The sequence below is a fragment of the Paenibacillus glacialis genome (genome assembly GCF_001637205.1).
Taxonomy (GTDB): Bacteria; Bacillota; Bacilli; order Paenibacillales; family Paenibacillaceae; genus Paenibacillus_AQ; species Paenibacillus_AQ glacialis.
The window spans coordinates 121,101-133,160 of sequence record NZ_LVJH01000048.1 but is presented as its reverse complement, the minus strand read 5'-3'; the positions used below and the strand labels follow the sequence as shown (position 1 = coordinate 133,160).

Here is a 12,060-nt window from a genome sequence, read left to right as displayed (position 1 = left end):
TAATTTATCAGCTTCCCAAAGTAGCGCCGCCGTCAATACATAGATCTTGCATCGTAATATGCCTCGCCTGATCAGAAAGCAGGTAAACTACTGCATCAGCAATGTCCGAGGACATCGCTAATCTGCCAAGTGGGATTCCCACCCGGTGCGAATCAATTGAACCCGTGATGACAGCTTGAGCTCCGTCATCACTGTGCCATAACGCTCTCTGCATAGCTGTATCCGTGGAACCTGGGGATACAACATTACATCGAATATGGTTATGGGCCTGTTCCAGCCCCAAGCACTTGGTGAACATCGTTGCCGCTGCCTTCGATGCGGCATAGGCTGACAAGTACATTCGAGGTACTCGTGTTGCGTTGGAACCCACTGTCACGATGGACCCCTTCTTCCGTGATACCATACGCTTTACAACAGAACGAGATACATAAAAGACACCATTCGTGTTCACGTTGAACGTTTCCGCCCAATCTTCATCACTTAGAGATTCAATCGGGTCGATCCTAAGAATTCCTGCCACATTAACCAGAATTTCTATCGGTCCCAACTCACGTTCGATTCGGTCCACAATCCCCTCGACGGCTGAGCTGTCACCTACGTTTACTGGATATTCCTTAGCATGATGATCATGACTACTCAAATCTGTTACCAATTCCTTAAGTCCATCGACATTCATATCCACTGCTGCGACTATAGCTCCCAGCTCAGCTAATGCCCGTGCTACGGCTTCTCCAATACCCTGAGCAGCACCAGTCACAAGAGCCACCTTACCTTCGATTCCCGTAAATTGCACCTGATCCTTCCCTCCCCTACTTTGCAAACATGTATTGCCCTGGAATCTTCCTCTCACTTCTCAATAATCCATTTATCGTTTACTTCTCAGGTTTCAGCACAAGCCGCAAAGCCCGACTAATCAACACGGGCAATACAGATACATGCCCTTCATCCTCAAACTCTGTAAATGTTACATTTACTCCTCGATCTGAGTGAATAGAGAGTCGATCTGATAGCTCCTTCGCTTGATAAAGATTACGAGAAACGTGACTATTCTCCAATTGTCCCATCCCAATCAGTAGTTCAACGTTGATAGATTCCTGCTCTAAGCGACCTACAAACCTCTGCTCTTCTTCAAGGAGAAATTCTTTATTCCAATGAATAGATGGGCTACCAGCAATATAATGCTGGAAAGCAGCAGGCTTAGTAAACAGGACGTATAACGCGAAAAGCCCTCCAAGAGAATGACCAAATATCGTTTGTCTGTTACTGTTGATATTGAATTCCTGTTCGATGTGTGGTTTCAATTCCTCTTCGATAAATGATAAGAACGCTTGAGCTCCACCTTGTTCAGGTAAAGGAGTTCCGTCAGACTTATGCTGATATTCAAACGATGGAACTGGCGTGTAATCATAATATCGATCTGGAGCAAATGGTCGATTCGTCTGATAACCGATGCCCACGATGATTGCAGGTACAACCCCCGTCTTATCTGGTCGATGACACTGCATTCGTAACGCCTCTACCATCGTTGTGAAGACTGAATTCCCATCTAGCAAATAAATAACTGGATATCCCGAAGGTGGTGCAGCTTCGGAAGGTATCGCCACCATAATTTTATATTTACGATTTTCTACACGTGATTGCATAACCCATTGTTCGGTACGGGGAATATCAACCCTACTACGTGCGATGTCTTGGATCGTAATTCCATCTTGTCTATTTAACTGAATACTCACAATGACCCAACACCACCCTATTTTTCTGTATAAAAAATCTCCCCTAAAAGCTACATGATAAAGTCATCTTTTCAATGCCATTTCACCTGTACACCTTTAAGGGAGAAGATAAGATTTATTTGCAATTATTTAGTCAGTATCTTGACCGTATCGTCAATGATTTTTTCATAAGCAATGAGTCCACTTCCAAGCCAATACTCATCGTTCACCTCATACACATGTCCTTCCTTCACGGCAGGGATACTCTTCCAAATAGCGCTATCCGTCATCTCCTTCAAACGCTCTGTACCTTGATCATAAGCATTAATTACAAATATGTAGTCTGCATCAATTTTAGGGAGCACTTCCATCGAAACATCTAGACTATTCTCTTTTTCCGTCAGTTTGGTCATCTCAATGCCTAACTGTTGGTTCAAGACATATCCACAGAAATAATTTCCACCCATCAAACTAACACCTCTAGGTGCAAAGCGGATAATAGCAACCTTTTTACCGCCAGTTGATGCAGCTATCTTTTCCTTCGCCTCGTTCACTTTCTGGTCATAGGCCTTCAAAGCAGCATCAGCTTCAGTGGATTTCCCGAGCAATTCCCCGAGCGTTCCAAGTGTCTTCTCTATATCTCCAGCGGCATTACTAAACACATACGTCGGTGCGATCTTAGCATAGTTCTCGTATATGCCATCTTTCGCATAACTTGCTGTGTGCAGAATAATTAGATCGGGATTGAAGGACATTAACACCTCTGGCGATGGCAGTCCACCTGAGAAATCAAGCTTCGGAACATCTTTTAATTCCTCTTTCAAATACTCATGTGCCATTTTGCCATTCGACCATTGAATCACGGGTTTTACATCTAGCTTAAGAAGAGAATCCTCGAGATAGGGTGCGAACACTTTCTGAGGTGTTGCAGGGAGTTTCACCTCGTTGCCAAGATCATCTTTAAAAATACGTTCAGCGTTCGGTTCCACCGTTTTCTTCTCATCTACAGGTGCTTCCGTTGTTGTTGGCTCAGTAGTTTTCTGTGCTGTCGTTTCCACACTGTTAGAACCACAGGCAGCTAGCAAGCTTCCTACAAGCGCTAAGCACAGTAATACAGAAGTCCTCTTTCTCATAACCTTGTACAATCTGGTGTTGATGTGAAACATAATTTCTTCCTCCTCTGATAATGATTATCACTGAGAATTATTATATGTTATATCCTATCGAATTCACCATGGACATTATCCTGAAATGCATTTGGACATTTTCCCGTAAAGAGGAGTAAAGCTTCATCTAACATTCGAATTGTTGCAACCGCTGAATATTCAAACCATGGGTCTGAAAGAATGTGATATACATGCCTCTGTCTTACTGCTTTCAACTGAATCCATTCCACTGAATGTTGTAGAGCTAACCAATATGACCTAGATGAAGCCTCGGGACACACGACCAGCAGAATACGTTCTGGGTTGAGATCTGCCAATTCATCTAGCGTTACCACTATGTTAGATGAACCCTCACCCCGCTTAAGTATTTCGAGATTCAGGTCTTGATATAGCACGTCCTCTAATCCTCGATTCCAATACATATGGATGTTGTTACCATAGATTCGTAACACTAGAATTCTATCACTTCCTAACGCTTGGCTAATCTGATCCTTAGCCGTCTGAACCTTATGGTTATACCGTTGTATCCATAATTTTGCCCTATCCTCCCGATCCAGAAATTGCGCAATCATCATCAATTGATCCCTCCAACCAACGTTCTCCGTCGGGACAAAAAAAGAAGGAGCAATCTCCATCAATAGTGTCCTATCCGCGGGACAGAACTGATCCGTACCTATTATTACGTCAGGTCGATCATGGGCTAATTTCTTCAGATTCGCTTCAAATTTAGAGCGTATGTAGGGATCACTTAGATTTAGGTGTGACTTAATTTGCGTGCTATAAACGTTATAGTAGTAGTCCGTCCATTTCGGATCAAGAGGGGCTGATATCGGTATGATATTTAGAGCAATCAGTTGCCCCGTAACGGATGATGAGCATGAGGATATGCGTTGCTTAGCATTTTTGACATAATCCGATGGGGGCATTCCCACCGCTTTCTTGAATATACGGCTAAAATAAAACTCATCGGCATACCCCACCTTTAAGGCGATATCCCGCAATAGCTCATTGGATTGAGTTAAATACCGCTTCGCATGATTGATTCGAATATTCGTTAAATAATTCATAGCGCTCATGCCAAATGTTCTCTTAAAAAGATCTCCAAAATATTTAGGACTAATATCCGCCATTTCTGCTAATTGTCTTATAGAAAGGGGTTCGTGATAGTACTGATTTATGAATTCTCTGATCTCAATCAGACTCTTTTTAGGATGCGACTCTTTCGTGCCTAGACCTATTTCCGTAAGCAGTTCATTTTCATTGTCTGGAAGCATGAAGACCCTCCTTTGGGTTTGTAAATCAATATATGAAAATTAATTGTTTTCATCGAAAATGATAATCATTATCATTGTTTAAAAATAGCATAGGCTCGATCATTCAGTCAATCAAATAATGGAAATTATCCTATTTGTGTACATCATCTAACGACTTCAATTCATCAAAAAACCGCAGATGGTTTGCTAATATTCCTAGCAAATCATCTGCGGTCTCTTCGTTGTGAGTTATGATTCATATTGTAATATCGCTGGATCTATACCTTTAGTCTAGCTCGTGGTGGGATTCCTCGCTTGCTAACGCAATGAATTCTGCCACACTCTTCATGCCAAGGTCGCCTTCGCCGCGCTTACGTACCGATACGCTATCTGAATGCCTCTCATTCTCACCAAGTACGAGCATGTAAGGTGCTTTCTCTAGCTGTGCCTGACGGATCTTGTATCCAAGCTTCTCATTGCGTACATCCAACTCTACTCTAATTCCTGCCTCTTCTAACGATTTCTTCACCTGGAAGGCATAATCGTTGTAGTTCTCGGACACGGGCAAGATCTTCGCCTGTACAGGAGCAAGCCATATTGGAAATGCACCACTATAATGCTCCGTTAAAATACCGATAAACCTTTCAACAGAGCCAAATATAGCTCGGTGTATGACAACAGGACGATGCTTCTGGTTATACTCCCCTACGTATGACAGATCGAATTTCTCTGGCATTTGGAAGTCCAATTGAATCGTTCCACATTGCCAACTTCGTTTGAGTGCATCCTGAATGTGAAAGTCTATTTTGGGACCGTAGAAAGCACCATCCCCTTCATTCACACGATAATGAATGCCACGTTGATCTAGAACATTTTGTAAAGATTGTTCAGCTATATCCCACAGTTCATCTGATCCCATGTAATCTTCTGGTCGAGTGGATAGCTCAATCTTATATTCGAACCCGAATACGTTATAGATGTGATCAATCAAAGCAATTGCGCGACCAATCTCCTCTTCAATCTGATCTGGACGTGCAAATATGTGGGCATCATCTTGGCAAAATGTACGAACTCGCATCATACCATTTAGCGCCCCCGAATATTCGTGGCGGTGTACCTGACCAAATTCAGACAGACGAATGGGTAAATCACGATAAGAATGCAGACCATTTTTAAATATAAGCATATGCCCCGGACAATTCATCGGTTTGAGCGCAAATGTAGTATCTTCCACATTCGTAAAATACATGTTCTCTCGATAATGGTCATAATGTCCGGATTGCTCCCATAGTCGGTTGTTCATCATCAGTGGAGTAAATACCTCATCGTAACCCCATTTTCGTTGTAACTCCCTAGAGAATTGTTCAAGACCATTACGAATCGCCATACCCTTAGGTAGGTAGAATGGCATTCCAGGTGCTTCTTCAGAGAACATGAACAGTTCGAGTTCTTTACCCAGCTTTCGGTGATCTCGTTTCTTCGCTTCCTCCAACATATACAGATGTTCCACGAGGTCTGCCTTTTTCACAAAAGAAGTGCCGTAGATACGCTGTAGCATTTTATTATCAGAGTTCCCGCGCCAGTATGCTCCCGCTACGCTTAATAGCTTAAACACTTTAATTCGACCCGTAGACGGTAAGTGGGGTCCACGGCATAAATCTACAAATTCCCCTTGCTCATAAAGCGAAATAACAGCATCTTCGGGTAAGTCTGTGATCAGTTCTAGCTTGTATGGATCCTCCATCTCTTTGAAGATTCGGAAGGCTTCCTCTCGGCTTACTTCTCGACGTACAATAGGTAGATTTTCTTGAATAACTCTCTCCATCTCAGTCTCTATCGCTGCAAGATCATCAATAGAAAATGGTTGCTCCATATCGATATCATAATAGAATCCATCTTCGATAGTAGGTCCAATTCCAAGTTTAACGGATTTGGAACCGTACAAACGTTTAATCGCTTGTGCCATCACATGTGCAGTAGTATGTCTATATATGTTCAATCCTATCTTACTATCCAATGTAACCAGTTCAACGAGGCAATCATGCTCAATCGAGTGATTAAGATCAACGAGTGTGCCGTTCGTTGTTCCAGCCACCGCGTTCTTTTTCAATCCTGTACTAATTGATTCTGCTACTTCTAATATTGTGGTGCCTTGCGGATACCTCCTAACTGTTCCATCTTGCAGCGTTACGTTAATCTCATTCATCATGATTAGCCTCCATTTCTTATAAGTTGTTGTTTCTTCTATATTTTTGAACGCAAAAAAACGCATCACATCCCCCAAGGGACGAGTGCGTTTAAGCTCGTGGTTCCACCCTAATTCAACCCGTCACAAACACAAGCTGGGCTATTCGCCACAACATGTTAGAAACAAGGTCCTTCATTAATAATTAGTATCCTATAACGTAGATAAGACGGTGATATATACAACCGTGAGTCCATCATTAGGATCACACGGGTTCAACATCACAGCTACAAAGGGGTCATCTCACAACCGGTACAGTAGAAGTTTGCAGCAATCACTTCTCTCTCTGGGCAGTCCGGAAAAGGAAATCATGTCTTTGATCAGAGCTTAACTTATTTTAGATTGGTACAATATAACATAAGTTCATCGCAGATTGTCAAGCTAAATAATGAAATGAATTCTCCTCATAGGACAGTTCTAATTGCATATTTGGTGTATAAAATCATCGCTAGTGCTTATAAACATGATAAATTTTTCATATCAGCAAGCTGCCATTACAATCAGAACATACTCTTATGTCGATACCAGTATGAGTATTTTTCTTTATAGTTTAGTTTTTAACATTGGATTGCAGGCGCGTTACCCTTAACAACTAATATATAGCTTTTTGTTGCTCCAATCGACTTGGCCCAATGTAAAATATGAAGAACTACTTGTTCTCCATACCCTTTATTTCTATAGTGTTTATCTGTGACAATATCATATAATCCTACATAATCTCCTTCAACTACTCCTAGCCCACATGCGACTGGAACAGCATTGTCATACAGAATGCAATACGCTTGCCTTAGCTTAGAATCCGATAATAACTTCTGTGTGATTAACCTGTTTCTCTCGGAGAGACCCTTCATTTCTGTCATGATTTCGAGCCACTTATCGTTCAAATATTCGGAAATCTCTACTTCTTTAACGAAAGGAACTTTAATATCTGTTAAGCTTTCTAATGTTTGTACGCTTGAGGGGTCTACAATACCATAACCCCTATCGTCCAATGCTTGATCTAACGCATCTGGTACAAAGGGTGTTATTTTAAAAACAACGTCTAGATTAGATCTTGAATAGATCTCTTCACAATTCTTGATTTTCGTATGTAAATTATCGTCTATTCCTTTATATATAGCATTAATAGAGTTGGACCTCTTCGTGTAGCCATCAGCAAATCGCAATAGCCAGCCATCTTGGGTCAGTGTCTGTACTGCTGGCCAGGCATTTAAAGAGTATTCTTCTATTGTTTTGCTCATCCGTACAACACTCCTCAAGCTTATAATGATGAATAAATATACAATAATATGATTGTATATTCAACATAAAAATAAATAAAAACAGCTACCATAACGGCATCTGCTCTTTATATATATCCTTACGACTAAATTCTACCTGATCGCTATAATCTCACAACATGTACAATATCCATAAGATTTGAGACCGTGTATTTCGGTTTAATATCTTCATATCAAAGATTTCTTTATGTGGTTTTCTAATCCCAACTTCATCAGATACGACTAAGCTTGTGAACAAATGATCGATATTCCCAGCTCTAAGGCGCTTTCTTGGCGATTCACTAATACCAAAAACAGGTATTGCAGAAATAGTTCCTTGATAACCGCTATTCATTTATTTTTTCTTGAAGTGATTTACCGTATTTGCTACACCAGTTATGGCAAATAATAATGCAACGAAACCAAATCCATAAGTTATTTTCCAATTACTATGATCTGAGATCACATCTGTAACTACAAAAGCTATAGCCGCTAAGAAATTTAAGATAGCAATGGTTAGATAATTAATTCCTTTCAACAATATCACCCCTTCCGCGTAATAACGCCCTCACAGACATTACGTTTCTACTTTATTCTCCTCATATTCCATAAGCCAGCAATCCCTTAGTTCTCCTTCATGCCATTCATGTTTTTCTAGAAGCTTTTTCTTTATAAACCCATTCTTTTCATATACTCTCAGTGCTCTTGTATTCCACGTTTGCGGATCCATAACGATCTTCTTTGCCTCTCTATTTGCAATAAGGTAGCTTAGCGTTTCTTTGATCATAAGTGAACCGATTCCTTGATTCCAATACTCTACTTCGCCTATGAATTGGTCCATCCCATAGATTTTACCATCAAATTCCTCATACCCATACTCTTCTTTCTCTTCTTCATCAATGAGGTAGAACTGAATATAACCGATCTCTTTACCCTTGTATTGAATGATACAAGACGTGACGCCTTCTCTGTTCTCGTAAAAATGCTTTTGGACTAATGCCATATCATGTGGATGATCACGACCTTCATAATATTCCAACACCCTTGGATCAGAAAGCCATTTCAGCAAAAGGCTAGCATCTGCAGGTCTGAGTTGTCTGATATTAATCTCATTATCCCCAAGAATAATCAATGGATGTAGCCTCCTATTCAGCAATTTCTATCTATTATATCAATTAGAAGAATTAGAGGTAAATAGATTACTTCCTTTGTACACAAAAAAAACCATCAAGCGGTTTCACACTTGATGGTTAATGGTACTTACTAATATGGGCCTAGTAGAGTCTCTAATGATTAATTCTGCTGGGAACGTTTTATGTGCATGTGTAATTTTTTTATTGATCAAATCAAAGAGAATTCTAATGGTCTCTTGTGCAATTTCTCCCACAGGTTGTTTTATCGTAGTTATCGAAGGATTATAGTAGAATGAAATGTCCAGTCCATCAAAGCCAGCTACTGAATAATCTTCTGGCACTCGCTTGCCAGCTTCAAATATGGCTTTACATGCTCCAATAGCCAGACTATCGGAAATAGCATATATAGCTGTAAACTCTTCTTTGGATTCTAATAGTTCTTTAGCAACTTCATATCCATTTTCCATCGTATAACTCTCAATTTCTTCTTTCATATACCTTACCAAATTCGGATTATAGTCCAATCCATGAGCTTCTAAAGCCTTTTTATACCCTTCCAACCTTAATTTCCCGATACTTACATCTTCCATATTTGCAGTTATTGTAGCAATCTTCGTGTGTCCCAGATTACATAAATAATCTACTAATTTATAGCTTTCTTTAAAGTCATCAACGGAAACAGAAGAATACTCATTAGGTTCAACATCTTCTGCCATTCCTATCGTACTTAGGACAAATGGTACCGTTAATTGTGTTAGCTTTTCTTTAGAGTGAGAGAAATATCCTCCTAGAAATACAATCCCTTTTAAACGCTTTTCTTTTTCTAGTTCTATCGCAACATCGATTTCATTCTGATTCTCATCAACTCGTTGTAGAAAAAACGAATACTTTTTTCTTTTAATTTCTTCTTCAAACACTTTAATCATATGATTGAAAAAAGGATTGGTAATCCCTTTGATCAAAACAGCTATTGTTTTTGAAGCAGCACGTTTTAGATTCCTAGCACTGTTGTTGGGAATATAATGATTTTCTTTAATGACCTGCATAATCATCGTTTTTGTTTCTTCATTGATATCAGGATGGTTATTTATAGCTCTTGATACCCTTGTTACACCTACGCCACACATTTTCGCAATATCAATAATTGTAATTCTTTCCATATCAAACTCTTCCCTTACACCGTAGTTTCATCTAACAAATCCCTTGAAATCTAAATCTAATTTCACTAACAAGGCATTCTCATTGAGTGCAGCAAGCCTTTAGATAAAACAACAAAGCAATTATCATAATATAGCAATTAATGTTGCATAAGACAATCAAACAAGGGAATTTACATGTAAATACTTACAATTATTAAACAAATTCAATTATACACTAGCATGTAAGTTTCTTACACAAAATCAGATAAACAAAAAGAGTAGAGTATTCTCGGGGTGTCCAAGTCACCTAGAAATCAGCTTACTCTTTGAATAGCATCCTGAGAATGGCGGGTCTGTTAGCAAGAAATATCAATCTACCCCTTAACAGCTCCTGCAACAACACCTTCGATAATATACTTTTGACATGATAAGTAGAATATTACGATCGGCACAATAGCTAATACTAACATTGCCATCATCGCGCCCATATCTATGGAGCCGTATCCACCTTTTAGATATTGTATCGCAATAGGAATCGTTTTGTACTCGGTACCTATAATTAAATCAGGCAACAAATAGTCATTCCATACCCACATGACATTCAAAATAGCTACTGTCATTGCGGTAGGTTTAAGAATTGGTAATACGATTGAAAAGAAAGCTTGAACTGGATTACATCCATCCATCATAACTGCTTCTTCGATCTCAATCGGTATTGATTTGACAAATCCACTAAACAAGAACACGGATAATCCAGATCCAAATCCTAGATAGATTAATATTAGCCCGATTGGATTATCCAGGTGAATGATGTTAGCTACCTTAGACATCGTGAACATAACCATTTGGAATGGTACGATCATTGAAAATACAAACACATAGTATAACATACTTGTAAATTTACTCTTCACACGTGTAATATACCATGCCGTCATTGAAGTAAATAAAACAATTACAGCAACAGAACACACTGTGATGAACACTGACATTCCAAATGCACTCATGAAATCCGTCTTCGCAATACCACCGACATAGTTTTCTAAACCACTAAATGTCGTACTATTAGGAAATAGAAATGGTGTATCACTAATATAAAATTTCCCTTTAAACGAGTTCATTAGAACGATGAATATAGGTGCCAAAAATGCAATAGATAACAAAAACAAAACGATAAAACTAAGACTATCTTTAATCTTTGATGGTTTAGTCTCCATTAGTTCTCAATCTCCTTTCTTCTAGTAATGACAAGTTGTACCAATGCGATCAATGCGACTAGAATAAAGAATACGACTGCCTTCGCCTGACCTACACCTTCCCAACCCGTTTTACTATAGAAAGAGTTGTAAATATCTAGTGCTAACATCGTAGTTTGCTTAGATGGGGCACCCGCTGTTAAAGCTAAGTTCTGATCAAAGAGCTTGAATGAGTTAGACAATGTTAAAAATAAACATATTGTAATGGCTGGCATCACTAATGGGATGGTCACATTACGTAATATTTGGAAACGTGGAGCTCCATCAATTTTTGCTGCTTCAATTATATCCTTAGGAATATTCTGAATACCTGCAATGTAGACAATCATCATATACCCTATTAATTGCCAATTCATAAGTATGATTAAACCCCAGAAACCATACTTTGCATCAAACGTCAACGTAACATCGAAGTAGTACAAAACACCGTTAAGAATCAGTTGCCATATATACCCTAATACGATACCACCAATTAAGTTAGGCATGAAAAATATTGTTCTAAATATGTTAGTACCTTTCTTTCCTCTGGTTAATAACGTCGCAAGAAGGAAAGCAAATACATTTATTGTTATGACGGATAGCACAGTGAACTTAACTGTAAACCACAGTGCATTTATAAATTCTTGGTTAGAAAATGCTTTGATATAATTACTTAAACCTACCCATTTTGCATCGGTAACGGTCGTAAACTCTGTGAAAGATAATATGATCCCTAATATAAAGGGTATTAAAAATGCTACTGAAAAAGCTATTAAAGTTGGTAATGCAAACAGAGCAAAGTACTTTTTGATCGATTTCTCCATATTGTCTTCTCCTAACTGAGTATCTAAAAATGATGAGTCAGACAACGTTAACACTCATCCATGATATTTAGCCACTGTGTACCATTCGGTATGCAGT

General features: G+C 39.2%; 11 protein-coding genes. All 11 read right to left on the bottom strand.

Translation table 11 applies throughout. From position 1 onward, the window contains the following. Positions 1–7: 7 nt before the first annotated feature. The 11 genes from PGLA_RS20100 to PGLA_RS20045 all read right to left on the bottom strand — a co-directional run bounded on the left by PGLA_RS20100 (position 8) and on the right by PGLA_RS20045 (position 11,963). Positions 8–793, bottom strand: a complete 786-nt coding sequence (locus PGLA_RS20100) for a 2,3-dihydro-2,3-dihydroxybenzoate dehydrogenase (RefSeq protein ID WP_068536270.1) — start codon at positions 791–793, stop codon at positions 8–10. Between the two features lie 79 nt (positions 794–872). Continuing rightward, positions 873–1,727 (bottom strand): alpha/beta hydrolase, encoded by an 855-nt coding sequence (locus PGLA_RS20095; RefSeq protein WP_245700197.1) that lies wholly within the window; start codon positions 1,725–1,727, stop codon positions 873–875. Positions 1,728–1,858: 131 nt separating this feature from the next. Then, positions 1,859–2,878, bottom strand: a complete 1,020-nt coding sequence (locus PGLA_RS20090; protein ID WP_068536268.1) for an ABC transporter substrate-binding protein — start codon at positions 2,876–2,878, stop codon at positions 1,859–1,861. A 47-nt stretch (positions 2,879–2,925) separates the two neighbouring features. Beyond that, entirely contained in the window at positions 2,926–4,152 is a 1,227-nt protein-coding gene (locus PGLA_RS20085; protein ID WP_068536266.1) for a helix-turn-helix domain-containing protein, read from the bottom strand. Positions 4,153–4,417: 265 nt separating this feature from the next. Continuing rightward, complete coding sequence (thrS, locus tag PGLA_RS20080) at positions 4,418–6,340, bottom strand: threonine--tRNA ligase (RefSeq protein ID WP_425415409.1); 1,923 nt, start codon at positions 6,338–6,340, stop codon at positions 4,418–4,420. 593 nt (positions 6,341–6,933) lie between these two features. Then, complete coding sequence (locus tag PGLA_RS20075) at positions 6,934–7,617, bottom strand: GNAT family N-acetyltransferase (protein WP_068536265.1); 684 nt, start codon at positions 7,615–7,617, stop codon at positions 6,934–6,936. A 373-nt stretch (positions 7,618–7,990) separates the two neighbouring features. Then, entirely contained in the window at positions 7,991–8,182 is a 192-nt protein-coding gene (locus PGLA_RS20065; protein WP_245700193.1) for a hypothetical protein, read from the bottom strand. 30 nt (positions 8,183–8,212) lie between these two features. Beyond that, positions 8,213–8,767, bottom strand: coding sequence for a GNAT family N-acetyltransferase (locus PGLA_RS20060; protein ID WP_084411320.1), 555 nt, complete (start codon positions 8,765–8,767; stop codon positions 8,213–8,215). 105 nt (positions 8,768–8,872) lie between these two features. Continuing rightward, complete coding sequence (locus PGLA_RS20055) at positions 8,873–9,928, bottom strand: LacI family DNA-binding transcriptional regulator (protein WP_068536258.1); 1,056 nt, start codon at positions 9,926–9,928, stop codon at positions 8,873–8,875. Positions 9,929–10,281: 353 nt separating this feature from the next. Then, complete coding sequence (locus tag PGLA_RS20050; protein ID WP_068536256.1) at positions 10,282–11,121, bottom strand: carbohydrate ABC transporter permease; 840 nt, start codon at positions 11,119–11,121, stop codon at positions 10,282–10,284. Next, positions 11,121–11,963 carry a carbohydrate ABC transporter permease gene (locus PGLA_RS20045; RefSeq protein WP_068536254.1) on the bottom strand — a complete coding sequence of 281 codons (843 nt, stop codon included), beginning with the start codon at positions 11,961–11,963 and terminating at the stop codon, positions 11,121–11,123. Before PGLA_RS20045 ends, PGLA_RS20050 begins: the two co-directional genes overlap by 1 nt. Positions 11,964–12,060 lie beyond the last annotated feature (97 nt).

Coding starts and splice junctions, on each gene's coding strand:
- PGLA_RS20090 (WP_068536268.1), bottom strand. CDS start 2,878: ATGTTTCACATCAACACCAGATTGTACAAGGTTATGAGAAAGAGGACT.
- PGLA_RS20085 (WP_068536266.1), bottom strand. CDS start 4,152: ATGCTTCCAGACAATGAAAATGAACTGCTTACGGAAATAGGTCTAGGC.
- thrS (WP_425415409.1), bottom strand. CDS start 6,340: ATGATGAATGAGATTAACGTAACGCTGCAAGATGGAACAGTTAGGAGG.
- PGLA_RS20075 (WP_068536265.1), bottom strand. CDS start 7,617: ATGAGCAAAACAATAGAAGAATACTCTTTAAATGCCTGGCCAGCAGTA.
- PGLA_RS20055 (WP_068536258.1), bottom strand. CDS start 9,928: ATGGAAAGAATTACAATTATTGATATTGCGAAAATGTGTGGCGTAGGT.
- PGLA_RS20050 (WP_068536256.1), bottom strand. CDS start 11,121: ATGGAGACTAAACCATCAAAGATTAAAGATAGTCTTAGTTTTATCGTT.
- PGLA_RS20045 (WP_068536254.1), bottom strand. CDS start 11,963: ATGGAGAAATCGATCAAAAAGTACTTTGCTCTGTTTGCATTACCAACT.